We start from the raw sequence: 25,855 nt of genomic DNA, 5'->3' as shown, positions 1-25,855 counted from the left end.
CCTTTGTGCTTTCTATACCGCTACTTTTTAAGCGGCTGATGCATCATTGCCGGGCTACGCTCGGCTTCGACGATGCCCTTGCGTACCAGAAAGTCACCGAAGTGTTCATCCTGCTCACGCTCATCAGCAAACTGCTTGATCATTGGCTTAAGCGTATCCAGAATTGTCTCTTCATCCACATTTTCCAGATACAGGCGGTTAAGACGCTGGCCACTGAAGTCTGCACCCAGATACAAGTTATATTTCCCCAGCGCTTTACCGGTCAGGCCGATCTCACCCAGGTACGGGCGACCACAACCATTGGGACAACCGGTCATGCGGATATTGATAAGCTGATCGGGAATGCCCGCCTGTTCGACCAGACCCTCCAGCTTTTCAATAAACTCAGGCAGATAACGTTCAGCTTCGGCCATTGCCAGACCACAGGTGGGAAACGCCACACAGGCCATGGCATTAAGACGCAGCGGCTTACCGCGAGTGCCATCATCAAGCTGGTATTTTTCTACCAGCGCTGCTATCTGAGGTTTTTGTTCGGCAGTGACATTGGCGATCACAAGGTTCTGGTTACAGGTCAGCCGGAATTGACCCTGGTGAATTGCAGCAATCTCCCGTAAACCGGTGCGAAGCGGGCTGCTTTCTCTGTCCACAACACGGCCACCAGGAATAAACAGGGTTAGATGCCAGTCCCCCGTGTCGTCCTCGGTCCAGCCAAAACGATCGCCGTTAGCAGTCAGTTCAAATGCTCTGGCCTCCTGCAGCGGCGCACCGAAATAGCTTTCAAATTGCTGCTGAAACCAGTCCAGGCCGTTGTCGTCGATGGTGTATTTGAAGCGGGCATGCAGACGATTACTGCGGTCGCCGTTGTCACGCTGAATTGCGGCAATCGCTTCACAGGCATCAACGATCCGTTCTTTTTCGACAAAGCCCGCCACCGTGGCCAGCCTTGGATAGGTGCCCGGCTCGCCATAACTCATACCGAAACCGCCACCCACTGCTATGTTAAAGCCCTGCAATTCACCTTGTTCAATAATCGCAATCAGGCCGATATCATTAGCCAGCACATCACAGTCATTATCTGGTGGAATGGCAATGGCGATTTTGAATTTACGCGGGAGATAGCGCTCCCCATAAAACGGTTCTTCCGATTTGCCATCCTGATATACGCAGTCTTCACCCAGCCAGATCTCACTGTAAGCCCCCGACTGCCAGTTGAGCCGATTGCTGATCTCATGTGCAGCCTGATGCACCGCTTCATGCGCTGCTGATAAATGTGGGTTGACGTTGGTGACGACATTACGGTTCACATCACCGCAGGCACCTTTGGTGTCGAGCTTGAGCGCGTTGACCTGACGCATCAGTGGCGTCAGATCTTTTTTCAGCACTTCGTGAAATTGAAAAGTCTGGCGCGTAGTCAGTCGCAAGGTGCCGTTGGCGCAGTCATCGGCAATCTGATCCAGCCCCAGCCACTGTGCCGGGCTTAACACGCCACCCGGCAGTCGCAGCCGGATCATGAATGAATACAGCGGCTCCAGCTTCTGGTGGCGACGCTCGTCACGCAGATCGCGGTTATCCTGCTGATAACTGCCATGGAATTTAAGCAGCTTGTTGTCATCCTCGGAAATCGCACCGGTGGCGATATCGGCCAGGCCCTCAGCAATGGCGCCACGCAGATAACGGCTGCTGAGTTTCAGTTGTTCGGCTTCTGAGAGTTTATCGTTCATTAGTACACATCGCGTTGGTAACGTTTATCTTTGCTCAAATTACGCAGGTAATCATTCGCCTCGTCGCGGCTCATCTTGCCCTGCTCACTGATAATGTCCAGCAGTGCTTCGTTGACATCCGGCGCCATACTGACGGCATCACCACAGACATACAAATAAGCGCCGTCCTGCAACCATTGCCAGATATCAGCGGCGCGTTCGCGCAGCCGGTGCTGAACATAAATCTTATCTTCCTGATCACGTGAGAACGCCACATCAAGCCGGGTCAGCAGGCCGGAATCACGCCAGCCGAGCCACTCCACCTGATACAGAAAGTCAGTGAGGAAGTGCTGATCACCGAAAAACAGCCAGTTGGCTCCACTGGCTTCGCGTTCTTCACGTTCCTGCATAAAGCTTCGAAATGGTGCGACACCGGTGCCGGGCCCGACCATGATGATGGGCGCATTATCATCCTGCGGCAGTTTGAAATTTTTATTGCCGTCTATATAAACCGGTACGGTTTCCTCTTCATTCAGCCGATCGGCCAGCCAGGTTGAAGCCACCCCGCTTCGCGCCCGGTCGTGGGCGGTATATCTCACTGTGGCGACAGTCAGATGCACTTCATCCTCAACCGCAGCCTGACTGGAAGCAATCGAATACAACCTGGGCGGTAATTTTCGTAAAAGATCCACAAACTCACTGGCGGTGACATCCCCCAGCGGATACTGTTGCTGCAGATCAATCAGATCCCGTCCCTGCAGCCAGTCGTTGACAGCGCTTTTATCTTCCAGCAGTTGTTGTAAAGATTCTGACTGGCTTAACGTAGCCCATTTTTCCAGTAAAGGCTTTGTTAAGACAGTGATTTCCCGGTAATGCAGTAACACCTCGCTGAGTTTGTACGTGTCATCGTCCAGTTCCACTTTCTCATCATGGTCAAAGCCCATCAGATCAATCAGCTCGGCCACCAGATACGGGTCGTTTTGCGGATACACCCCGACAGCATCACCGGGCTGATACTGCAGATTAGACTCTTCCAGTGACAGTTCGATATGCAGCACTTCTTTTTGAGAGCCACGGCCGTTGAGCTTTTGTCTTGTCATCACTGTAGCGGGGAAAGGATGCTTGCGATCATACTGAGACTGCTTTGTAGCGGCTTTGGCCGCCACTGCAGTGCTGGCCTGCTGGGGTTGTGCTGACTCTGCCAGGGCATTCACCAGATCATTGATCCAGGCCTCGGCCGCATCGTCATAATCCACATCACAATCGACACGGGGCACAATAGCCGCAGCGCCCAGTTCAGTCAGACGGCTGTCAAAATCCTTACCAGTCTGGCAGAAGAACTCATAGCTTGAGTCACCCAGCGACAAAACACTGTATTGCAAACCTGCCAGTTTGGGCGCTTTACGACCTTGCAGGAATTCATAGAAATCAAGCGCATTATCAGGGGGATCGCCTTCACCATGGGTCGAAGATAAGACTGCCAGGTACTGCTCTTTTTTCAGTTGCTTGGGTTTATAGGCAGCCATATCAACGACGCTGGCTTTAATGCCATGTGTCTTGGCGTTTTCGGCCAGCAGCTCGGCCAGATCTTCGGCATTGCCAGTTTGTGAACCATAGAGAATGGTCAACACCGGCTGCTCAGCACTGACGGATTCCATCGTCACTGCCGGCTCATTGATTGCCTGTTGTGCGGCCCGATACCCCGACAGATAACCGGATAACCACTCCACCTGCCAGCCTTCCATACCTTGCAGCAACAGGTTAAGTTGTTCTATTTGATCATCTGTCAGAGGCGCATTATCTAATCTGATATTCATTAATGGCTTATCTTTCTGTTTTTAATCAATATATCCAAAATAGCAAATTTACATATAGATATAAAATATATATTAAGAGTTTGTTTATATTAAAAATAAATATGCAATGCTTGGCGATGTCACAATTGCCAACCGTGTTGTACTATTGAACAGTTGCTTTACCGTTCAGGCAATGGTTACCGGCACAGGGTCAACAGGGAGTGAGTTGTACCAAATGGACATTATCGGCATTTTTAAATGGTTTAACCGCCATCATCATACACTCAATATCATTGCTATCCCGTCTCTGTTGCTGATGGTGCTGGGCGTCGGTGTTATTGTCTACCTGACCGGCGGAATCAAATACGTTTATTCTCATTCGATGTATGTGCCTATTGTCCTGGCCGGCATGCTCTATGGCACCCGCGGCGGTGTCCTGATTGCACTGCTCGGCAGTCTGGTTCTGGGGCCATATATGCCGATCAGCACGGTAAGCGGTGAAATGCAGCTCACTATCAACTGGCTATACCGCGCCGGTTTTTTTGTGCTGATTGGAGCCTTAAGCGGCATTGCCAGTGACACCGTCCAGTCATATATTCGTCACCTGTACTGGGTATTTCGTCATGATATCAGCACCCGGCTACCCAACCGTATGGCGCTGATGGATGATTTGACCCAGATTCAGCACCAGACAGTTCCCGAAGATAGAGTTCTGATGGTGCTGTCTTTGCAGAGTGCCACCGAGCTCAAAGCCGCATTTGGTCACGATGTAATAGAAGCAGTTATTGCACAATGCGCCGAGCGGATTGACCAGGTTTTCAGCAGGCAGGCAAAAATCTACCGTGCCGATACCGTGGAAATCAGCGCGCTTATTGCTGCCAAAGCTGACAAAACCCTGAAGCTGATGGAAGCCCTTAAATCGTCAGTACGTCATCCTTATCTGTTTAAGGGCATTCCCATTCATGTCGACTCACGCATCGGCTATGTTCAGTTTCGTGAGGTTGATGAAGAGCCCGCCAGTTATCTTCAGCAGGCTGAGTCTGCACTCAATGCTGCTCATGACAGGCTTCTGGATCTTCTCGAGTACCAGCCATCATTGAAAATGGCGACCCGCGATAATATGTCGCTGTTGGCCGAGTTGATGAAAGCTCTGGAACAACAGCAGTTAACCATGCATTATCAGCCCACCCTGGATCTTCACAGCGGCCGCGTCTTGTCAGTTGAAGCACTGATGCGCTGGCATCATCCACAGCGTGGTAATATTCCGCCCGGGACTTTCATTCCCTGTGCGGAACAGAGCACTTTGATTAATGTGCTGACCCGTTTTGCGCTTGATGAAGCCATGCAAACCGCCCGCTTTTTCCAGTCTCAGGACATGCCGATTCCGGTTGCCGTGAACATATCCGCCCACAACCTCTGCCAGCCTGATTTCGCCGAGACGATTTTTGCCATGCTGGCAGAGCATGGTTTGCGGGGCGATTATCTGGAACTGGAAGTGACCGAGAGCGCCCTGGTACGTGATATCAACCACACGGCAGGGGAACTGCAAAGACTGGCAGCGGCTGGCGTGACCATTACCGTTGATGATTTTGGTACCGGCTACTCCTCACTGCAATATTTGCACAAACTCCCCATTTCTCATCTCAAGCTGGATCAATCTTTCGTCCGCCGACTACCCGATGATCAGGATGCGGTCCATATTCTGCAGGCGGCGGTCAGCCTGGCGCATAAGATGCAGATGAAAACCGTGGCAGAAGGCGTCGAAACCTATCGTATTATGCGCTTCCTCAATCAGATAGACTGTGATATTGCGCAGGGCTATTTTATTTCCAGGCCGGTAGAACGAGAAAAGTTTATTGAGTGGTATCAAAGCCATGAGGGGCAATTGAACTGGCGGCAGATAAGTTAAACATGAATATCAGTGAATTTTCTGCTGTTGCCGTTGTCAGTTAGAGTGCTGTTTATTTAGACAGCTTTATCCTTGCTATATCTTGGTTGTTAGGGTGGTACTTCGGTGCCATCCTTTTTTTAGAGTGTTATGAAAGCATCACAGCAAGCACGGTTAAAATTACGTTGCCCTATCAGCCTTGGCCGGGAGCCCAGGATCAGCATTCCTGAAGGCTGGTTCGAGCTGGTTTACGAGCTCTGTGCGCAGATTGAAGATGTCGCTCAGCAGGTCAATAAAAAGCCCCGCCAGCGCATGTTTCTGCCACGGGTTGCGGTTATTGAAGTCAACCATGGGCGGCTGCATTGTGAGGTGATTAACCGCAACAAAGATATTGCCCACATTGTCAGGAAAGCCCAGTTCCGCTCTGTTCAGCGTTGCATGTTTTGTGGTGAACATGGCCATCAATTCCGTCACAGCGGCGGGTTGGTCAGTTGTTGTGCCCGCCATCGCAGCGAGCACTGCCTGTAAAATTACTGCTGGTGCTGCATGCAACTGTCGAAAACACGGGTTTCGACCTGCTCCTCGTTTAATGAATCATCCACGTTGAATGCCAGATTAATGGCCAGTTTTGCGGTGCGCTCGAACTCACTGTCAGCAAACGCCGGTGGCAGAGCCTGTTCCAGTTCCTGTTTTGCTTTACCCGCCTGTCGCTGGGCATAATAATCACCGGTCATCGCCGAGATCATTTCGCACTGTTTGGCTGCCTGCTGGGCGCCGGCCGGCAGCGAAAAAAAGCACAGGGCGAGGATACTGAAAAAAGGTTTGCAGCTAGTCATCTTAACTCCGTCATATTCACGTGTTCTTGGCAACTAGACTGCTAATGTCTGCAATAAATCCTTATTAAATCAACAAAAAGCACAAACTTTATGAAAGCCTTATTACTTATCGCCCACGGTAGTCGTCGTCCCCAGTCAAACCAGGAAGTCATTGATTTAGCCGCTATTCTGGAGAAACGTGCTGATCATGATTTCGACATCGTGGTCCCGGCCTTTCTGGAACTCGCTGATACGCTGATACCCGATGGCGTAGAAAGCTGTGCCAAAACCGGCGCCACAGAGATCACTGTCCTCCCCTACTTCCTTAACTCCGGCAAGCATGTCACCAGAGATATTCCGGAGGTCATCACCGCCATCAAACCGCAATATCCCGACATCACTATCAGGGTTACCGAACATATCGGTGCGTCACCCGTCATGCTGGACCTGATACTGCAAACAGCCGCCAACAAATAAAGCTCACGTTTGCGGGCGTGTCGCCGACAATATCAACAGGCTTGATAAGGAAAAATAATGAAACAGCTTGTTGTTGTGTTGATGCTCTTTACCAATGTTGTGCTGGCAGAGCCGCCCGCCTGGCGCAGTAGCAATATCCAGCTTCTGTTCGGCAATCAATACGAACCGGGCCCCGCCACCCGTGAATCCATCACCATCGAACATGCCAGCAGTTGGCGCTATGGTGAAAGCTTCTTTTTCAGCAATATCTTTAACCGCCGAGACGAAGGCACTGAATTCTATGCAGAATTCTACCCGCGCATAAGCTGGAAAGCAGTCAACGGCACTTCACCTTCGCTGCCATTATTAGATGATCTCTCATTGGTGGCCGGGCTGAACATTGGCAACTTGCCCCGCAAAGATCCTTTCAGGGCCTATCTGCTGGGCGCTGGACTCAAGTTCAAGGCATCGGCAATGGATTATCTCAAGCTGGATATCATGGCCTTCAAATCCGACAATCTGAACACGACCGGCTTGCAGGTGTCACCTATCTGGGCGATGACCTTCAAACTCGGCCGCAGCCGCTTTCTGTTTAAAGGCTTTATTGATTGGCAAAGTGCGGACGCCACCGGCGGTGAAGCTTTATGGCTGGCTCAGCCACAACTGCTGTTAGATATGGGCCACTACTGGGGTCATACAAATCAGTTATACATTGGCATGGAGTACAGCTACTGGTATAACAAATTCGGTATAGACGGGGTGATCGAAAAAGTGCCCCAGGCCATGATCCTTGTGCCCTTTTAGTGAGCGTTGATTTTGCGAAACCTGTTCAGCCAGTTTGAAAAATTACGACTGCCACTGGTCATTCTGCTATTTGGCAGTTTGATGACTGGTGTTCTTATGCTGCTGCAATACAAGAGCATTGAAGCGCAGCGTGAACAAAGTGCTGATGATGAGCTGAAAAAAACCACTGCTGCTTTACAGAGTGCCCTGGATGAACGCCTGTTCACACTGGATGCGTTGGATGCGTTTGTCAGCAGTTATGCAGAGCTGGATCTCAAAGATAAGCAACAGGAGCAGCAGTTTCAGCAACATTTTGATCAGTTCTCCAGCCAATTGCACCAGTCGGTTGACGGCATTCTGAGCATGCAACTGGCTCCGCAGGGCATCATTCGCTATCTCACCGGCAATGGTAATGACAAAGCGCTGGGCTATGATTTATTTGAAGATGACAGCCGTAAACAGCAGATCATCCGCGCCATTTATCAGTACCATCAAGTCATCACCGGCCCCATCGGTCTGGTTCAGGGTGGCGAGGCCATTATCGCCCGTAAAGCCGTGTTCGCCGGTCATTCTCCCAATGCCAGTGCTGTGCGGCTGCAGCAACAGCTCATTTATGAAGATCCGTCACTGCTCCCTGACAACTTCTGGGGGCTGGCCACGGTTTTGTTTACTACGGATGCCATCCTCAGTCATGCCGGTCTTGAACAGGCAAGCTCTGATAAATTTCGCTATGCGCTTAAGGGGCGTCATGGACTGGGTGCCGAGGGTGAGGTGTTCTGGGGCGATCCACAGATATTTAATGAAACGCCACAAGTACAGGCTGTTGTATTTGATGCCGGGCAATGGCTGCTTGCTGTCGAGCATAAACAAGCCTTCCCCCTGACCAGTCTCATTATTATCGCGCTGATGGGGCTGGCTTTGACGCTGGCCGCGGTCTATGCCGAGATTTTACTGTCTCGCAACCGGCGTGCTGCAGAGAGTGAAGCTGCCAAAGATGCCTTTCTGGCCAGTATGAGTCATGAAATCCGCTCTCCGTTGAACAGCGTTGTTGGTTTGAGCAGCCTGTTGCGCAATACCGAACTGAATGAGCAGCAAAATAAACTGGTCTCCGGTATTGAGGCTGGTGCCGGCCAGCTCTCTGCCGTGATTGGTGACATTCTGGACTTTTCCAGAATTGCGGCGGGCAAAATCGATCTCGAATATCGACCGGTGAGGCTGGAAAACATGCTCGAGCAGTGCCTGGAAATCATGACGCCCCAGGCCCAGAGGCAAAATCATCAGTTACAACTGACACTGGCACCCTCGTTACAAGGTAGTGTGATCCACACTGATGAGGTGCGCTGTAAACAGATACTGCTCAACCTGCTGAGCAATGCAATCAAATTTACAGAGGCGGGTGGAAAAATTCAGTTATCAGCCAGTGCTGATGATCACGGTGGTAGCCAGCAATTGTTTATTTCTGTCAAAGATAACGGCATCGGTCTCAGCCTGACTGAACAGAGTCAGTTGTTCCAGCGTTTCACTCAGGCCGATAGCAGTACCACGCGCAAATATGGCGGCAGTGGTTTAGGGTTGGCGATCTCCAAAAACCTGGCACAGTTAATGGACGGCGATATTAGTGTGGTCAGTGCCAGAAACCAGGGCAGTGAATTTACCCTGCATCTGCCACTACTGCTGACTGACATGCCGGATGAGACTATTGAGGCCCAACTTCAGCCCCTGCCGGATAAAGCCGAGTTGAAAATTCTGGTGGTCGATGATTTGCCGATGAATGTCACCATGATGGTGATGATGCTGGAAAAACTGGGGCTTAAAAGTGACACGGCCGAAAATGGTCTGGAGGCTGTCGAGAAACAGCAACAGCAGCACTATGATCTGATATTCATGGACTGGGAAATGCCGGTAATGGATGGCATCGAAGCCACCAAGCAAATCCGTCAGCAGGCAAAAAGCAGTTTACAGTCACCCTGGATTATCGCGCTGACAGCCAATGCCAGTATTCGATATAAGGATATCTGTATCGAAGCCGGCATGAATGATTACATGGCCAAGCCCATTGCTATTGACGACCTGGCCGCCAGACTTAAATCGCTGACAGTCAGTCCCGCATAAATGCGCCGGAGAAGTCCGGCCCCGGGCGCCGCTGTTGTAGTTTTATAATTACACTCCGCATCGCCGCTTTATCGCCGGCAAAAAGATAGGGAGCAAGCTCAGCGAGTCGGCCCTGAATGTAGGGTGAGATGTCTGCATTCTCGCTATGCATGTCAGCCCGTGTCTCACACATTTTTTTGATGCCTTGAGCAAAGCGCGGCACCTCATGCGCAGGCGTGTTGTCTTCGCCTATCACCCAGCCACGCGACTGCCACTCCTGATAACAGTCGGTCGATAAGTCAGGCAGGAAGTCCTCGCCATGAACGCCAGCGCCGGCGAATCCGCACAAAAAGCAAAAAGTTATCAACACACTGAATTTCATGATTTTATCTTTAGTCAAACACTGATATAGGAACTAGTGAAGGGCAGTAGAGTTCCGATTATTAAATTTTTGCTGAATTTAAAGTCTCAATGTGCTTGAATGGCTGTGTGCCTTAATAACGGAATGACAGGCACAAGGGAGACTGCATGTTTACGATGGATTGCGACCTGACAGCCAGCCCGGTAAAAATCTTACTTGTCGATGATGAGCCCTCCACTCAGTTGGAGCTCAAAGCATTGCTCAGCAAACTGGGGGATGTACACACGGCAGATAGCGGCGAGGCCGCGCTGGCACAGCTTGAACATTTAAAACCGGACTTAATTCTGCTGGACATTGAAATGCCCGGCATTAATGGCCTGGAAGTCTGCCAACGTATTCGTGATAATCCGGCTACCCGTGATATCGCTATTATTTTTGTCACCGCCCACAGCAGCATCGACAATGAGATTGCCTCCTTGAGTCAGGGCGCCGTCGACTTTATTGCCAAACCCATCGACCATAAAGCCTGCGAGCTGCGCGTTAACAATCTGCTGACGATCCAGCAGCAAAGTAAGAAGCTGTTCAATGCCCGTCAGGAAGTCATGCACCTGGTGGCACAGGTGCCGAATTTTATTTCTTACTGGGACAAAGACTGGCACAACCTGTTCTGCAATGATGAAAAAGCTGGCTGGTTTGGCTTTAGCCCGCTGGAATTGTTGGGCCAGCACCTATCACTGATTTTCCCTGCCAATATTATCGCGCTGATGCAGCAGGCCCAACCTGACAGCCAGGGGCTGTATCAAACCACCTCAAGCTTTGAAGTCGGCCTGGGTAATATGCGCAGTTTTATTATCAACTGGTCTGAAACCGCCTATCAGGGCTATGACAATGGTTTTTTGCTGACCTTGACCGATATCAGCGAGCAAAAACAAATTGAGCATAATCTGCAGGAGCAGAGAGATTTCCTTAACATCATTCTTGGCTCAGTCGCCGAGGGCGTGATGGCAACCAATAACCAGGGACTGGTGACCTTTATTAATGCCAAAGCCGAGCTTATCACCGGCTGGCGGCAATCAGAGGCACTGAACCTGCCGATTGAGCAGGTGGTGCAGTTACGTGACCCTGAAACCAAAATCAATACAGAAAATCCAATCCGGGTTGCCCTGCGTCAGCAACGCGTGACATCCATGCCTCTCAACACCCAGCTGGTGGCAAAGGACGGCCGATTAACCCAGATAGAGCAGACAGCTGCCCCACTCCGCAGTCATGATGGCAAGATGAACGGCGCGGTAGCAGTCATTCACGATATCAGTCACAGCGTCAGTCTCAGTCTGCTACGCAACCAGGCATCCAGTTACGACCAGCTCACCAGTGTCGCCAACCGTTTGTTTATCCGTGAGAAGCTGCAACTCGCCTGTGAAGCCGTCAAGGTCAACAACGTGACGATGGCGATGGCGGTGATTGATGTCGATAATTTTAAATTCTTCAATGACGCCCACGGTAACGGTACCGGTGATGATGTACTCAGAGTGATGGCCAGAAGGCTGTTCGAGAATTATGAGCCGGACAACAGCATCGGCCGTCTGGGCGCCGATGAATTTATGGTTTTATTCCGTGGTGAGCACAATCAGCAGAAACTGGAAAATGATCTGCACCTGCTACTGGACTTATTAAGAGCACCGCTGACCGTAGGCAAGGAGAAATACAGCCTGTCCGTCAGTATCGGTGTCAGCATGATCGATCAACGCTGCAGCGATCCGGATACTATCATGCAGCAGGCTGACGCGGCCTTGTACCGGGCTAAGTTTGAAGGCGGTGACCGCTATCGTATCTTTACCGAAGAACTGGAACGCACCCTGATGCAAAGGCGCTCGACTGAGGAGTTGCTGCGCCAGTGCCTCGATGATCGCAAGATGGTGGAAGTGCATTACCAGCCTAAGGTCAACCTGGCGTCCAGCATTACCATCGGCGCTGAAGCGCTGGTTCGCATCCGCGACTTTAGTGGCAAATTGGTGTCACCGGCTGAATTCATTCCAATTGCCGAGGAAACCGGCCTTATCGTGAAGCTGGGTGCGATTGTGATGCATGAGGCCTGCCAGCAGTGTCAGCAATGGTTGCAGGCGGGCTACAGGGTGCCTGTTTCGGTCAATATTTCCGCCGTGCAATGTCTTAATGATGACCTGGTTGCTATGGTTCGGGATACCCTCTCAGTGACAGGTCTGGATGCCGGCATGCTGGAGCTGGAAGTGACTGAGACTGCTTTTATCCGCAACTTTGAAGAGACGCTGCACAAGTTCAAAGAACTCAAGGAAATGGGCGTTAAACTGTCGATTGATGACTTTGGTAAAGGCTACTCTAACCTGACCTATCTGCGTCGGCTTGATGTTGATAAGCTCAAGCTGGATATGTCTTACGTGCGCGGTATGCTCAAAAATCAACGCGACTATGAAATCGTTAAGACCATCATCAATCTGGGCAATTCGATGCAGCTTGAGTTAATTGCCGAAGGGGTGGAGTCCAGTCAACACCGTGATGAGCTACTCAAACTGGGCTGCGTATGCGGTCAGGGCTATCTGTATTCACGCCCTCTCAATGCCACTCAATTCTCTGAGTTTCTTCAATCTCAGCTCAAGTCAGATAAAAAGGCCTGAGTAAGGTGTTTTTCCTCAACACTGGCACAGCACGAAAAGCGCTGTTGTTAGCATCTGTTTGTCTTATCATGGCTGTGTCTGGAACGAGTTATTTTATCGACCGGGGTTTCGAAAAATGGCAGTTCGATCATGCCAGACAGAGTCTAGCCAGCATGGCACTGCAACAAAAACTGCGATGGCAGCAAACATTCTCAGCTCATCGCAGCGATGTACTTTTTTTACGTGATCTGCCGGCCGTGGCCAGTAGCTATAATGCAATCATTGACGGGAATGTGAACAGCACCAGCGCCAGACAAAAACAGCAATTGGCGGACCTGATGATCTCCTATCTCAAACAGCACCCGGCTGCCGAAATGCTGGGCATGCTGGTAATAACTGAAAATAAACAGGATCTGTTTCACATTAATCGACATCAGACTGAGGCAAACTTCAAGACTACGCCTTTGAAGCAGTTACCGGCCAATGACCTCATGCAGCTTGCCCATCAGGTGACGACGCTCAACCGGAACGAAACCTATATTTCCAACTTGGAAATTCAGCCTCAGACAGACTCTCTTGTTTACCGGGTTGCGGCACCGGTCTTTGATGGTAATGCAGTTCTGGGCGTTATTTTCATCAGCTTCAATGCTGAGATGCTGCTCAGTTCGGTCAGCCAGAGCCTGCAGCCCGGCCAGCAATGGTTTATCAAAAATTTACAGGGTGACCAGGTTACTCCCGTGCTGACATCGGCGAAAAATAATCCCGCCAACAGAACTGGTGGCGAGGAAGAGAGCGAGACCTCTTCTAGTGTCGGCGTGGCTGAGGATGACTTTATCCTGGCAAAAACCACGCTCAGTCTACCCGGCGGTGATGTGCTCAACCGGGAGCGAAAACTGGTATTCAATTGGGTGGCGGCCAAGTCTGTGATCAAGTCAAGCACTCCGCCCTATCGTCTCTATGCTGTATTGCTGGTTGCTGTCACCCTCTTATTTATTGTCGTGATGCTGTTGCTGTGGCGCAAAGCAATGAGCAAAAAGCCATATCATAGCCAGGCAGACAAAACGCCCCAGCAGACCGGCGAGTATGCTGTGCTGGAAAACAGAGCTTGGGCACCGAGCACCACCCAATTCTGGGATAAGGAAGCCTCGCTGTTTCGCTTGCAAGGAGATAATGATCTGTTCTTGCAGATGCTCGACATGTTTCAACAACAAACGCCCGGTCTTATCCATCAGGTTGATGAGGAGATTGCGCTTCACGCCTGTGATAGAATAAGACTACTTGCGCACAAGTTAAAAGGCAGTGCTTCGGCGATAGGCGCTAATGCCATTGTTGAACAGGCGCGCTTGCTGGAACAGGCCGCAACTGAAAATGAGATGGAAAAAGCGTACGTGATTGTCGAACAACTCGAAAGCGATTTGAAACAGCTACAAGTCGCTATCAACCAATACATCGACAGTCATAACACAACAAACAAAAGGTCAGCTATCCATGCAAATCATCCATAATCAAGTCTCCCAAAGCCAATGAGAGTGTTGATCGCCGATGACGAACTAACCAGCCGGCTTACCCTGCGCGGTCTTCTCAAACCCCATGACTGCGAGATTATCGAAGCCGAGACCGGTAATCAGGCACTGGACATAATCCAGTCAGACACGCCACCCGATTTTATTCTTCTCGACTGGAATATGCCCGGTCTTACTGGTGTTGAAGTCGCCACATTGCTCCGTGAGACTCATACAGAAGATTATCATCCTTACGTCATTATCATTTCAGCCTACGAACAAGAACAGAAGATCATCGAAGCGCTTTCTTATGGCGCGGATGATTACATCACTAAACCCATCGATGGTCATTTTCTCAGTGCGAAATATGCCGTCGCCCGTCGTATTATTGATACTCAGGAGAAGCTCAAATACTCCAACCGGGTGCTGGAAAAACTGGCTTATTATGATGAGTTAACCGGTGTGCTTAATCGCCGCGCCGGGCAGGCCAGTTTTATGGTGGAAGTAGAACGAATGATGCGCCGTGATCAGAATATCGCGCTGGCGCTCATCGATATTGATTTTTTCAAGAAGGTCAACGATGAATATGGTCACCAGGCGGGCGATAGAGTGCTTCAGCATTTTGCCGATACTTTAAGTAAAACGCTGCGACCTTATGACATCGTCTCCCGTTATGGTGGTGAAGAGTTCATGTTGATCACTGAAATCGAAAATGCTGAGAAAGCCCGAATCTTGTTTGACAGAGTTCGCCAGGCTGTCGCTGAGCAAACTGTCAGGGTAGGTCGTGTGGAGCTGACAATTACAGCCAGTATTGGTGTACACGTGCTGACACCCAGCAGCGAACTGGCGATTGAACCTGTCGTTGCAAAGGCTGACGAGGCGCTCTATCAGGCCAAAGCTGAAGGTCGAAACCGGGTTGTTGTCAGCAGCGATATCAGTGAACAAATCACGGGCGAGTCTGGCGTCATTTAAAAAGCGCCTACCCTATCCAGTAACTGATGCAGCTTTTCCGCTAACTGCCGGTAGCCTTCTGCATTGGGGTGTATCGGGTCTGACTTGAGTGAAGACTGAGACTCGATATCTGTAATAGTCTCATTATCCAGCAAAACTTGTTGTGTCGAGGCCAGTTCCTGATACAGCGGTGCGGCTTTCAGAAAAACACCGGGCTTGGGTACAGATAACATCACCACTTGAGCGCCCTGCTCTCTGATAAGGTGAATCATCTGCCGCAAATTATCCTTAAGGACATCGGTGTCCAGTTTACGCAGCAAGTCATTGCCACCGTGGCAGAGTAGCACCAGCTCTGGCTGATGCTCATTGAGCAAAGATTTCAGTCGTGATAGCCCTTCCCCACTGACTTCGCCCGGCACGCCGGCATTGATCACCGTTTTACCACTGAGCTGTGCCAGGACTGCAGGATAACTCTCGGTTTGATGATTGGCACCGGTGCCGTAGGTCAGGCTGTCACCAAAAGCCAGAATAATCGCATCCTGCCCCAGGGGGGCGAGTTGTTGTGATGGCTCACCACTGCCGCAGGCACTGAGTACAACCAGCAGGCAGATGGCTAGCCACTGGCTAAAGCGACTCGATTTCACTGATTTCACTGGGCAGTGGACGGAAACAGGCGTTGGAAGTTAGCCGTGGTGGTGGCGGCAATATTGTCTACCGTGTCACCACGAAGTTCTGCCAGAAACTCAGCAACATGTTTTACAAACACCGGTTTATTGGTTTTGCCGCGGTGCGGTACCGGTGCCAGATAGGGAGAGTCGGTCTCTATCAGAATGCGATCCAGTGGCAGCTTTTTGGCGACATCCTGCAGCTCACGGGCATTTTTGAAGGTGACGATACCTGACAGGGAGATGTAAAAGCCGATATCCAGCGCGCGTTTGGCCGTTTCCCAGTTTTCAGTAAAGCAGTGAATGATGCCGCCGGCTTTTTCGGCCTGCTCATTTTCCAGGATATCCATGGTGTCAGCCCGTGCCTCGCGAGTATGGATAATCAGCGGTTTCTGTGTTTGTTTGGCAGCCTCAATATGCACACGGAAGCGGTCACGCTGCCAGGCCAGATCGCCCTCGCTGCGAAAATAGTCGAGTCCGGTCTCACCAATGGCAATCACTTTGGGGTGTGCGGCCTGCGCGACCAGCTCTTCCAAAGTAAATTGCTCAGCTTTATCAACATTGGGATGAATGCCGACACTGGCCGTGATGTGGGGATAACGGTCGGCAATCGATTTGACTTCATCGCAGCTTGCCTTGTCGATGGCAATACAGAGAATGTGTTCGATGCCGCTTTCACTGGCTTCGTTAACCATGGCGTCAATACCGCCCGGTTCATCGGCCAGCATGTTCAGATGACAATGTGAGTCGATATACATAAAAAACTTGTAGCTGTGGGTTGGTCTTACATGGTGTAGGTTGCTTTGTCGGACTTGAGTTTGTCCACCAGATAGTTTTCGATTTTACCCCGAACGACCGAAGCACCACCGTCGATATCGCTGAAATGAACGCCGATACCGGCAGCCTGGTTGCCCTGGGCGCCCCGCGGGGTGATCCAGACGATATTGCCGGCCACGGGCAGTTTTTCTGCCTCATCCATCAGGGTCAGCAAAATGAACACTTCTTCCCCTACCTGATAGCCCTTGTTGGTGGGAATAAACAGACCGCCATTTTTCAGAAACGGCATGTAGGAGTGATAGAGCATATTCTGGTCGGTAATTTTTAAAGACAGAATGCCTTTGCGTGGGTTCATAGCCATAGCGATTACCTGTGAGTTCCCTGAAGCTTATGGATCTGTTCAGCATGCTGCATTACCGTCACCATAAAATCCTCTATTAACAATATCTTGTTTGGGTTATTTTGAGATGATATTAACTTTAAAGTATCAGTGATGCAATCGACTATTGACCAGTATGGACGCAACAAGCTGACTGAGCAGTTATCAACTGTCATCAACAACTGGCCGATTTTACTCTGCATCATTGACTGAATCTGCAGTAAAACCGATTTTAAATCATACTGTTGCCAGTCTGCCGCCATCTGTACCGGGTTGCCCTGTCCCTGCATCAGCAAGGCGATATCCGCCGTCACCTGGCGGCTTTGTTCCAGCCCCGCGTCGCCCAGCGACAGCGCGGCCAGTGGCGCGCCCTGTGTCAGCTTTAATAAAGCCTGCCAATGTTTGTCCTGCATTGCCGGATCTTGAGCACGCAAGTACGCCATCGCCTGATCAGTGTCAGGTATGGGAATGACGACATTCTGGCAACGACTTTTGATAGTGATCGGCAGTTGCTGAGGATTGTTCGACAGCAGGATTAGGGTGGAGTCCGGCTGCGGCTCTTCCAGCAGTTTCAGCAGACTATTGAAGGCCGAGATATTCATCTGATCCGCTTCGCTGATCAAGACAGTTTTGGCGGCAGACACTTTGGGCATCAGAGTCTGGCTTTGTTTGAGGCTGCGGATTTGATCGACTTTGATTTGTTTGCCCCTGTCTTCCGGCGCAACCAGCAGGTGATCCGGGTGGGACTGGGCTGCCAGCAACTGGCAACTATGGCAATGACCACAGGCATTAAACTGTGCATCAGGCTGAATACAGAGCAGGCTGGCAACCAGCCTTTCAGCAAAGGCCATCTTGCCTAAACCGTCGATACCACTTATCAACAAGGCATGAGGCAAGCGACTTTGCTGCAGCATCGTCTGAACATGCTGCCAGGGTTTTTGATGCCAGCTATGCAGTGCTTTGCCGCTCACGACGCCAGCAGCCCCGTCAGAATATCGCGCAGTTGTTGCTGGATGGTATCGATATCATGACTGGCATCTATCGTTCGGATGCGATCCGGTTCGTCTGCTGCCCGTTGCAGATAGCAGTCACGAATCTGCTGGAAAAAATCGGCTTTTTCCTGTTCAAAGCGGTCTTTTTGCTGCTGGCGTTTGACCACGCGTTGCTGACCGATATTTACCGGCAGATCAAACAACAGCGTCAAATCGGTCTGCAGCGTATTCAAGGTCCAGTCAGAGACTGTTTGAATCCGCGCGGCTGGAATGCCGCGTCCCCCACCCTGGTAGGCAAAGGTGGCATCAACGAAACGATCGCATAATACCCAGTCGCCGCGCTGCAAAGCCGGTTTGATCACCTGGTGGATATGTTCGGCGCGGGCAGCAAACATTAACAGCAACTCTGCATCATGGCTCATCCCGGTTTCACGGGGCATTAGCAGCAATTCACGGACTTGTTCGCCCAGTTCCGTGCCACCCGGTTCACGGGTAACAACAACCCGCTTACCATGCTGCTCCAGAAATTGCTGGATAAAGCTTATCTGGGTGGACTTGCCCGCCCCCTCAATGCCTTCAATGCTGATAAATTTAGCGTTCATTATTTTTTGAGCTGATATTTCCTGACGGCATTATTGTGCTCGCGCAATGTGGCGGAAAAAACATGGCGCCCCTCCTTGCCGGTAGCAACAAAATACAGACTATCACCATCAGCCGGGTGCAAAGCTGCTTCGATGGACTCGATACTGGGCAGACAAATCGGTGTCGGCGGCAGACCAGCGCGAGTGTAGGTGTTATGCGGCGTATCGGTTCGCAAATCTTTACGTCGCAGATTACCATCAAACTTGTCACCCATACCATAAATCACCGTCGGATCGGTCTGCAGGCGCATGCCTTTTTCAAGGCGCCTGACAAACACGCCGGCTATTTGTGGCCTTTCTTCTGCGATACCTGATTCTTTTTCGATAATGGAGGCCATAATCAGCGCCTCATAAGGCGTCTCATAAGGTAAGTCCTCGTCACGCTGTGCCCAGGCTTGCTGCAAAGACACCTGCATCTGCTGGTAGGCACGCTCAAGAAAATCGATATCACTGGTGCCGGAAGGAAAGTGATAGGTTTCCGGCAAAAACCAGCCTTCGCCGTTTTTCTCCGGTTCGCCCAGGGCCGTCATCACGGCCTTTTCGTCGATAGTCTCCAGTGTTTTAACGATTTTGGGATGGGCATGGACTGCATCAATCAGTTCACGGGTGGTCATGCCCTCAACGATGGTCAAAGCGTTCATGACCACTTTGCCCGATACCATCTGCTCCAGCAGTTGCGGTAAGGTGGTTTCGGGTTCGACCCGATACTCCCCGGCTTTGATCTGGTGCGCCTGCCCTGTCATCCGGCCATACAACTGCAGATATAAAGGCGGCATCGTGGTCAGTCCCTGCTGCTGCAGGTCTTCGCTGATGGTTTTCAGGTTGCTGCCCGGTTCAACACTAAATATAAACGGCGTATCAAGCTGCAATGGCTGATCGATAAAACGCTGATACTGCAACAGGCCATAGCTGCAGATAGCAGCCAGAATCAGTGCCGGGATAATCGCTTTTATTATGATAAATCGTTTCATTTCAAAGACGCATTGCCTGCAGGGCTGACTGTAATTGATGGGTGACCGGACCGAAAGGCCAGCTTTGTCCACTGCTGGTGTTCAAAATGACCGGCCAGATCTGGATGATGCTATTGGTCACAAACACCTCTTCTGCCGAGGCCAGTTCTGCCAGCGTGAGGACTGTTTCAAACACCGGGATATGCTGTTCACGCGCGAGCTCCATGACTTTGGCACGCATGACACCGGCGATACCGGCATCGCTGATAGGCGGCGTAAGCAAAGCACCGTCGCGCACCAGAAACAGGTTGCTCATGGTGCCTTCGACCAGACGGTCATTGATATCCAGCATCAAGCCTTCGCGGATGCTGTCATCGTCCCACTCACTGCGGGCCAGTACCTGTTCCAGCCGGTTCAGATGTTTAATACCAGCCAAAGCCGGATTGAGTCCGAGGCGCTGCTGACACTGACGCACATGAATGCCGGACAGGCAATTATCCGGGTAGTCAGGCATGGAATGCGATGAGAGGATACGCAGCGTTTCAGGCTCTGCGGGGGCCTTATAGCCGCGGCCGCCAGCACCGCGGGTCAGGATAATCTTGATAACGCTGTCTTCTGCGGTCTGGGCACAGAGTGTTGCCAGCTCCAGTCTGAGCTTGTCAGCCTCGTGAAAAGCGATACCCAGACGCTCACAGCCCAGCATCAGCCGGGCCAGATGCGCGTCCAGCAGTTCCAGTTCACCATCACGGAATGCCAGCGTTTCAAATACCCCGTCGCCGTATTGCAGACCACGGTCGCTGACAGGGATTCTGTTATCGGGTTGGCCGTTTATCAGAATCACCGGGCAACTCCGGGTATCAGTTTATTTTCTTGAAAATAACGGTGCCGTTTGTGCCACCAAAACCAAAGGAGTTGGACATAGCGACATTAATGGGCATCTGGCGTGCAGTGTGCGGCACATAATCCAGATCGCAGGCTTCGTCCGGGTTATCGAGGTTAATCGTCGGTGGTGCCACCTGATCACGAATAGACAACACGCTGAACACGGCTTCTACACCACCGGCAGCACCCAGCAAATGGCCAATCATGGATTTGGTGGAACTGACAGCTGTTTTGGCCGCAGCATCACCCAGTGCCGTTTTGATCGCCATGGTTTCTGCCACGTCACCGGCCGGGGTCGAGGTGCCGTGAGCATTGATGTAGTCAATCTCATCGGCATTAAGCGCTGCGTCTTTCATTGCGTTTTTCATGCAACGAGCCGCACCTTCACCGCCTTTAGATGGCATGGTCATGTGGTAGGCATCACTGCTCATGCCGGAACCGGCGAGTTCGGCATAGATAGTCGCACCGCGGGCCACCGCATGTTCATACTCTTCCAGTACCAGCACACCGGCGCCATCGCCGAGTACAAAGCCATCACGATCTTTATCCCAGGGGCGGCTGGCGCCTTCCGGGTTGTCGTTACGGGTGGACAAAGCGCGGGCAGCAGCAAAGCCACCCAGACCGGTTTTGGAGGTCGCCATTTCCGCACCGCCGGCAATCATCACATCAGCTTCGCCATACTGGATCATGCGACCTGCGGCAGAGATGGAATGGGTGCCAGTGGAACAGGCGGTGACGATAGCGGTATTGGGCCCTTTCATGCCGTACATGATCGACAGATTGCCGGAGATCATATTAATAATATTGCTGGGCACAAAGAACGGCGAAATCTTGCGCGGGCCACCCTGCAGGTAACTGTCATAGCCTTCTTCGATACCGGGCAAACCGCCGATACCAGAACCAATAGAAACACCAATACGCTCAGCGTTATCTTCAGTCACTTCCAGTCCGGCGTCTTCGATCGCTTCTTTGGCGGCAGCAATACCGTAATGGATGAAGGTATCCATCTTACGGGCATCTTTTTTGGGGAGCACCGTGGTGACATCAAAGTTTTTGACACTGGCGCCGAACTGAACACTGAAATCAGATACATCAAACAAAGTCAGCGGTGCGGCACCGCTTTTGCCAGCCACAATATTTTCCCAGCTTTCTTTCACAGATAAGCCAACCGGAGTGACGGCACCCAGGCCGGTCACTACAACGCGTCTTTTAGACATCAGGATTTCCCCTCAAAACCTGCAAGGACTGATAGCACAGGGCTATACACAACATAGCCGCCTAGCATGCGCACACACTAGACGGCTATTCATCAAGCCTTCAGCTATATTAAGACTGGTGAGCGTTAATATAGGCGACAGCTTCTTTGACGGTAGTGATTTTCTCAGCTTCTTCGTCTGGGATTTCACATTCGAATGCTTCTTCCAGCGCCATAACCAGCTCTACTGTGTCCAGTGAGTCTGCGCCCAGATCATCGATAAATGAAGCATCGGCGGTGACTTCATCCGCATTGACGCCCAATTGCTCAACAACAATTTCTCTTACGCGAGCTTCGATATCACTCATAACTAATGTTTCCTTTGGTGGTTAATACATTAAACAATGTGCAGGCATTTTATAGTGCCAGCACCATGGAGACAAGCTAAACCCGGCCGGGCCAGTTTCTCCCCGAAATTAAATTCTTTTTTAACAGTGGCTTAGTGCCATTAACTCATGTACATGCCGCCGTTGACATGCAGAGTCTCCCCTGTCACATAACCGGCGTTGGGGCTGGCCAGGAAACTGACCGCCGCGGCGATTTCTTCCGGTTCACCCAGACGTTTCAGTGGCACCTGTTCCAGCAAGGCTGTTTTATGCGCTTCCGGCAGGCCGCTGGTCATATCGGTATCGATAAAGCCTGGTGCTACGGTATTAACGGTAATACCGCGGGCACCGACTTCACGGGCCAGCGACTTGCTGAAACCAATCACGCCGGCTTTCGCTGCCGCGTAGTTGGACTGACCGGCATTGCCCATGGCACCGACAACAGAAGTGATGGTAATAATGCGGCCCCAGCGCGCTTTGGTCATCGCCCGCAGGCAGCGTTTGCTGAGCTTGAAGATGGGGGTGAGGTTGGTGTTGATGATGTCATCCCACTCTTCGTCTTTCATCCGCATCAGCAGATTATCGCGGGTGATCCCTGCGTTGTTGACGAGAATGTCGGGCGCACCGAAATCAGCTTCAATGCTGCTGACTGCGGTTTCAATTGCCTCATTGTCAGTAACATTCAGAACCAGCCCCTTGCCATTGACACCAGCTTCCTTGAGGTAAGCACTGATGGTGTCGGCACCGTTTTGCGAGGTCGCCGTGCCGATCACGGTTGCGCCTTGCTCTCCCAGGCTCAAAGCGATGGCATGGCCGATACCACGTGTTGCACCGGTGACCAGTGCGACTTTTCCTTCCAGGCTCATTATCCTTCTCCCAAAGCTTGTGTTGTTTTTTCCAGCGTTGCTGTATCAAACAGCGGTAATGCGTTCAGGCCTTTGTCGATCCGCTTATTCAAACCGGCCAGCACTTTACCGGGACCCGCTTCAACCACGTTGTCCACGCCCTGCTGGGCAAACCACTGAATTGTCTCTACCCAGCGAACCGGACTATAAAGTTGTTGTGCCAGTAATTGCTTCAGCTCGGCAGTGTCATTGGCAACAGACACGCTGGCATTATGAATCACCGGCGTTGTCGGCAAGGCCACTTCAATCTTGTTGAGCTCAATGGTCAGTTGCTCGGCGGCCGGTTTCATCAGTTCACAGTGCGATGGCACGCTGACCGGTAATTGCAGGGCACGTTTAGCGCCTTTTTCCTTAGCCAGTTCGATCGCCTGCTGAACGGCTGGGGTGCTGCCGGCAATGACCACTTGTCCCGGCGAGTTATAGTTCACTGCTTCCACCACACCCTGCTCGGCAGCCTGGCTGCACAAATCACGCACCACGTCATCTTCCAGGCCCAGAATCGCCGCCATGGCGCCCTGACCGGCTGGTACCGCCTGCTGCATGAGTTGACCACGCTTTTCCACCAGTTTGACGGCATCGCTGAAGCTCAATGCTTCGGCGGCAACCAGCGCCGTGTATTCGCCCAGGCTATGGCCGGCAAAATAATCAGGCTTGATAGACGACACTGATTGCCAGACGCGCCAGACAGCAACGCCAGCAGTCAGCATCGCGGGCTGCGTGCGATCGGTCTGGTTCAGATCGTCTGCCGGTCCTTCCGCGACCAGTTTCCACAGATCGTAGTCAAGGGCATCGGAAGCTTGTTGGAAGGTGTCTGTGACCTGGCTGTGATGTTCTGCCAGTTCGGCCAGCATACCAATGGCTTGTGAGCCCTGGCCGGGAAAAACGAATGCTGATTTCATCAAAAATCCTCTGAGTAATCAGTATTTAATTAAAGCTGAGCCCCAGGTGAATCCACCACCAAAGGCTTCGAATAAGAGCGTCTCACCGCGCTGGATACGGCCATCTCGCACCGCGGCATCAAGCGCCAGCGGGATTGAAGCCGCCGAAGTGTTGCCGTGCTCATCGACGGTGACCACCACATGGTCCATCGACATATTGAGCTTGCGGGCAGTCGCGGCAATAATGCGGATATTAGCCTGGTGTGGAATCAGCCAGTCGATATCTTTTTTGTCCATCTGGTTGGCCAGCAGGGTTTCATCCACAATGCTGCTGAGCGTTTTGACGGCCACTTTGAAGACTTCGTTACCCTGCATATCGACATAAGCGGCATCATCCGTGGCGGTTGAAGAACCGGGGCCGGTGGGCACATGCAGCAGTTCATTGAAGCTGCCGTCAGAGTGGATATGAGTCGACAAAATGCCGGGGTTTTCACTGGCCTGCAGCACGACTGCACCTGCACCATCACCGAACAGCACACAGGTATTGCGATCGGTCCAGTCAACGATACGGGAAAAGGTTTCAGCGCCGATGACCAGCACGTTGTTAACGCCGCCAGCCTTGATAAATTTATCCGCTACGGTCAGGCCGTAAACAAAACCGGTACACACCGCCTGGATATCAAATGCTGGGCAACCGCTGATGCCCAGTTTTTCCTGCAATAAGGAGGCAGTGCTGGGGAAGATTCGGGTAGGCGTGGTAGTGGCGACAATAATCAGATCAATATCAGCATTACTGATGCCGGCAGCATCAATGGCATTGATGGCGGCCTGATAGGCTAAATCGGTGGTGGTCTCATCATCGGCGGCAATATGGCGCTTTTTGATGCCGGTGCGTTCAGTGATCCATTGATCGCTGGTTTCCACCATCTGTTCCAGATCGTGGTTAGTCAGCACTTTTTCAGGCAGGTAGCTGCCGGTGCCGGCGATGCGTGAATAGATCACAGTACCTGTCCCTCGAGCAAATCTTCCAGGTGCTTGCTGATATTGTTAGGCACGTCTTTCTCCGCTTCGACAATGGCGATATCGATGGCATTGGCAAAGCTGAAAGCATCGGCACTGCCATGACTTTTGATGACGATGCCCTGCAGACCAATCAGGTTGGCACCGTTAAATGCCCGCGGATCGAGTTCACGTCGAAACGCTTTCAATACCGGTGAGGCAATCACAGCAGCCAGCTTGGTCAGCCAGTTGCGGGTAAAGGCTTCTCGCAGATAATGACGAATCATATGTGCCACGCCTTCACTGGCTTTCAGTGCGACATTGCCGACAAAGCCATCACAGACCAGCACATCGACATCACCATGATACAGGCCGTCACCTTCTACATAGCCCTGATAGTTGAGGTCGGTCTGCTCAAGCAGACGCGAGGCTTCTTTAACGCGCTCGTTGCCTTTGATCTCTTCCGAACCGATATTCAGCAGACCCACAGTCGGGTTGGGCTTGCCATCAACCAGTTCAGCCAGCACAGAGCCCATCACGGCAAACTGCACCAGATGTGCAGCACTGGAGTCCACATTGGCACCCAGATCCAGCACATAGGTATGACCGGTCATGGTGGGCAAAGCAGAAACAATCGCCGGCCTTTCAATACCCGGCAAAGTTTTCAGTACGAAACGGGCGGTCGCCATCAAGGCACCGGTATTGCCGGCACTGACGCAGGCCGCCGCTCTGCCCTCTTTGACCAGGTTAATAGCCACCCGCATTGAGGAGTCTTTCTTGCCTCTTAATGCCTGTGATGGCAGATCATCCATTTCCACCCGCTGCGAGGCGTGGTGGACTTGCATACGCGGGTCATCCTGAACGTGATGACGTTGCAGCTCATAATCGAGCGTGTCTTTGTCACCGACCAGAACAAAGCTGACCTCAGGATGTTTTTTCAGTGCCGATAAGGCAGCGGGGACCACGACCTCAGGTCCGTGATCCCCGCCCATCGCATCAATCGATATCGTCAGGCTCAATGTTTATCTGGCCTTATTCGCTCTTGTCAGCAACGACTTTGCGTCCACGGTAGTAACCGTCAGCAGATACATGGTGACGACGGTGCAGTTCACCGGTTGTTGAATCAACTGACAGGGTTGAACCTTTCAGTGAGTCGTGTGAACGACGCATACCGCGACGTGAAGCACTCTTTTTGTTTTGTTGAACAGCCATAAGCTAAAACTCCTAACCCTA

The 25,855-nt window shown here is 51.6% G+C and carries 26 protein-coding genes; 8 read left to right on the top strand and 18 right to left on the bottom strand.

The features are described from left to right. Positions 1-20 precede the first annotated feature (20 nt). Together Q0X64_RS07920 and Q0X64_RS07915 are read right to left on the bottom strand one after the other, a co-directional pair. Entirely contained in the window at positions 21-1,721 is a 1,701-nt protein-coding gene (locus tag Q0X64_RS07920; protein WP_297811007.1) for an NADPH-dependent assimilatory sulfite reductase hemoprotein subunit, read from the bottom strand. Beyond that, entirely contained in the window at positions 1,721-3,517 is a 1,797-nt protein-coding gene (locus Q0X64_RS07915; RefSeq protein WP_297811003.1) for an assimilatory sulfite reductase (NADPH) flavoprotein subunit, read from the bottom strand. Before Q0X64_RS07915 ends, Q0X64_RS07920 begins: the two co-directional genes overlap by 1 nt. A 214-nt stretch (positions 3,518-3,731) precedes the next feature. On the opposite strand from Q0X64_RS07915, the gene Q0X64_RS07910 reads away from it, so the two are divergent. Together Q0X64_RS07910 and Q0X64_RS07905 are read left to right on the top strand one after the other, a co-directional pair. Further along, positions 3,732-5,405, top strand: a complete 1,674-nt coding sequence (locus tag Q0X64_RS07910; RefSeq protein ID WP_297811000.1) for a GGDEF domain-containing phosphodiesterase — start codon at positions 3,732-3,734, stop codon at positions 5,403-5,405. 129 nt (positions 5,406-5,534) lie between these two features. Continuing rightward, positions 5,535-5,912 (top strand): hypothetical protein, encoded by a 378-nt coding sequence (locus tag Q0X64_RS07905; RefSeq protein ID WP_297810997.1) that lies wholly within the window; start codon positions 5,535-5,537, stop codon positions 5,910-5,912. Between the two features lie 2 nt (positions 5,913-5,914). Here Q0X64_RS07905 and Q0X64_RS07900 read toward each other — a convergent pair whose 3' ends face one another. Then, a complete protein-coding gene (locus tag Q0X64_RS07900; protein ID WP_297810995.1) occupies positions 5,915-6,220 on the bottom strand; it encodes a hypothetical protein in 306 nt (101 codons plus the stop codon). Positions 6,221-6,310: 90 nt separating this feature from the next. Between Q0X64_RS07900 and Q0X64_RS07895 the strand changes: the two genes are divergently transcribed. From Q0X64_RS07895 to Q0X64_RS07885, 3 genes are all read left to right on the top strand, one after another. Then, positions 6,311-6,676: a CbiX/SirB N-terminal domain-containing protein gene (locus Q0X64_RS07895; protein WP_297810992.1), complete on the top strand. Its 366-nt coding sequence runs from the start codon at positions 6,311-6,313 to the stop codon at positions 6,674-6,676. A gap of 57 nt (positions 6,677-6,733) precedes the next feature. Then, positions 6,734-7,459 carry a hypothetical protein gene (locus tag Q0X64_RS07890; protein ID WP_297810989.1) on the top strand — a complete coding sequence of 242 codons (726 nt, stop codon included), beginning with the start codon at positions 6,734-6,736 and terminating at the stop codon, positions 7,457-7,459. Between the two features lie 81 nt (positions 7,460-7,540). Beyond that, complete coding sequence (locus Q0X64_RS07885; RefSeq protein ID WP_297810986.1) at positions 7,541-9,550, top strand: ATP-binding protein; 2,010 nt, start codon at positions 7,541-7,543, stop codon at positions 9,548-9,550. On the opposite strand, the gene Q0X64_RS07880 is transcribed toward Q0X64_RS07885, so the two are convergent. Then, positions 9,537-9,911, bottom strand: a complete 375-nt coding sequence (locus tag Q0X64_RS07880; protein ID WP_297810983.1) for a hypothetical protein — start codon at positions 9,909-9,911, stop codon at positions 9,537-9,539. The two genes, Q0X64_RS07885 and Q0X64_RS07880, sit on opposite strands and share 14 nt — an antisense overlap. Before the next feature lie 146 nt (positions 9,912-10,057). Here Q0X64_RS07880 and Q0X64_RS07875 point away from each other — a divergent pair, with 146 nt between their 5' ends. The 3 genes from Q0X64_RS07875 (at position 10,058) to Q0X64_RS07865 (ending at position 14,994) form a co-directional block, all read left to right on the top strand. After that, positions 10,058-12,541, top strand: a complete 2,484-nt coding sequence (locus tag Q0X64_RS07875) for an EAL domain-containing protein (RefSeq protein ID WP_297810980.1) — start codon at positions 10,058-10,060, stop codon at positions 12,539-12,541. Between the two features lie 152 nt (positions 12,542-12,693). Continuing rightward, positions 12,694-14,025: an Hpt domain-containing protein gene (locus tag Q0X64_RS07870; protein WP_297810976.1), complete on the top strand. Its 1,332-nt coding sequence runs from the start codon at positions 12,694-12,696 to the stop codon at positions 14,023-14,025. 24 nt (positions 14,026-14,049) lie between these two features. After that, positions 14,050-14,994: a diguanylate cyclase gene (locus tag Q0X64_RS07865; protein ID WP_297810973.1), complete on the top strand. Its 945-nt coding sequence runs from the start codon at positions 14,050-14,052 to the stop codon at positions 14,992-14,994. Here the strand turns inward: Q0X64_RS07865 and Q0X64_RS07860 are convergent. The 14 genes from Q0X64_RS07860 to rpmF all read right to left on the bottom strand — a co-directional run bounded on the left by Q0X64_RS07860 (position 14,991) and on the right by rpmF (position 25,834). Continuing rightward, entirely contained in the window at positions 14,991-15,617 is a 627-nt protein-coding gene (locus tag Q0X64_RS07860; protein ID WP_297810970.1) for an arylesterase, read from the bottom strand. The genes Q0X64_RS07865 and Q0X64_RS07860 overlap by 4 nt on opposite strands. Before the next feature lie 5 nt (positions 15,618-15,622). Continuing rightward, a complete protein-coding gene (locus tag Q0X64_RS07855; protein WP_297810967.1) occupies positions 15,623-16,396 on the bottom strand; it encodes a TatD family hydrolase in 774 nt (257 codons plus the stop codon). 26 nt (positions 16,397-16,422) lie between these two features. Then, positions 16,423-16,776, bottom strand: a complete 354-nt coding sequence (locus tag Q0X64_RS07850; protein WP_297810964.1) for a PilZ domain-containing protein — start codon at positions 16,774-16,776, stop codon at positions 16,423-16,425. 5 nt (positions 16,777-16,781) lie between these two features. Next, positions 16,782-17,765, bottom strand: a complete 984-nt coding sequence (gene holB / locus Q0X64_RS07845; protein ID WP_297810961.1) for a DNA polymerase III subunit delta' — start codon at positions 17,763-17,765, stop codon at positions 16,782-16,784. Continuing rightward, positions 17,762-18,388 (bottom strand): dTMP kinase, encoded by a 627-nt coding sequence (gene tmk / locus Q0X64_RS07840; protein ID WP_297810958.1) that lies wholly within the window; start codon positions 18,386-18,388, stop codon positions 17,762-17,764. Before tmk ends, holB begins: the two co-directional genes overlap by 4 nt. Further along, a complete protein-coding gene (gene mltG, locus Q0X64_RS07835) occupies positions 18,388-19,398 on the bottom strand; it encodes an endolytic transglycosylase MltG (RefSeq protein ID WP_297810955.1) in 1,011 nt (336 codons plus the stop codon). Before mltG ends, tmk begins: the two co-directional genes overlap by 1 nt. Position 19,399: 1 nt before the next feature. Further along, positions 19,400-20,218 (bottom strand): aminodeoxychorismate lyase, encoded by an 819-nt coding sequence (gene pabC, locus Q0X64_RS07830; RefSeq protein WP_297810952.1) that lies wholly within the window; start codon positions 20,216-20,218, stop codon positions 19,400-19,402. 16 nt (positions 20,219-20,234) lie between these two features. Continuing rightward, complete coding sequence (gene fabF / locus Q0X64_RS07825; protein WP_297810949.1) at positions 20,235-21,476, bottom strand: beta-ketoacyl-ACP synthase II; 1,242 nt, start codon at positions 21,474-21,476, stop codon at positions 20,235-20,237. A 109-nt stretch (positions 21,477-21,585) separates the two neighbouring features. Next, on the bottom strand, positions 21,586-21,822 hold the full coding sequence (gene acpP / locus Q0X64_RS07820; RefSeq protein WP_266235472.1) for an acyl carrier protein: 237 nt from the start codon (positions 21,820-21,822) through the stop codon (positions 21,586-21,588). 140 nt (positions 21,823-21,962) lie between these two features. Next, positions 21,963-22,706 (bottom strand): 3-oxoacyl-ACP reductase FabG, encoded by a 744-nt coding sequence (fabG, locus tag Q0X64_RS07815; RefSeq protein WP_297810942.1) that lies wholly within the window; start codon positions 22,704-22,706, stop codon positions 21,963-21,965. Further along, positions 22,706-23,644: an ACP S-malonyltransferase gene (gene fabD / locus Q0X64_RS07810; protein ID WP_297810939.1), complete on the bottom strand. Its 939-nt coding sequence runs from the start codon at positions 23,642-23,644 to the stop codon at positions 22,706-22,708. Before fabD ends, fabG begins: the two co-directional genes overlap by 1 nt. 18 nt (positions 23,645-23,662) lie before the next feature. After that, positions 23,663-24,625, bottom strand: a complete 963-nt coding sequence (locus Q0X64_RS07805) for a beta-ketoacyl-ACP synthase III (RefSeq protein ID WP_297810936.1) — start codon at positions 24,623-24,625, stop codon at positions 23,663-23,665. Further along, complete coding sequence (plsX, locus tag Q0X64_RS07800; RefSeq protein WP_297810932.1) at positions 24,622-25,641, bottom strand: phosphate acyltransferase PlsX; 1,020 nt, start codon at positions 25,639-25,641, stop codon at positions 24,622-24,624. The genes Q0X64_RS07805 and plsX overlap by 4 nt, the downstream gene beginning before the upstream one ends. A gap of 13 nt (positions 25,642-25,654) precedes the next feature. After that, the gene (gene rpmF, locus Q0X64_RS07795; protein WP_297810929.1) at positions 25,655-25,834 is read right to left on the bottom strand and encodes a 50S ribosomal protein L32; all 180 of its coding nucleotides are present in this window, start codon (positions 25,832-25,834) and stop codon (positions 25,655-25,657) included. Positions 25,835-25,855 lie beyond the last annotated feature (21 nt).

The organism is uncultured Methylophaga sp. (assembly GCF_947259025.1).
In the GTDB taxonomy this organism is placed as follows: domain Bacteria; phylum Pseudomonadota; class Gammaproteobacteria; order Nitrosococcales; family Methylophagaceae; genus Methylophaga.
The sequence above is the reverse complement of the archived record's forward strand: the minus strand, read 5'-3'. Positions and strand labels throughout refer to the sequence as shown.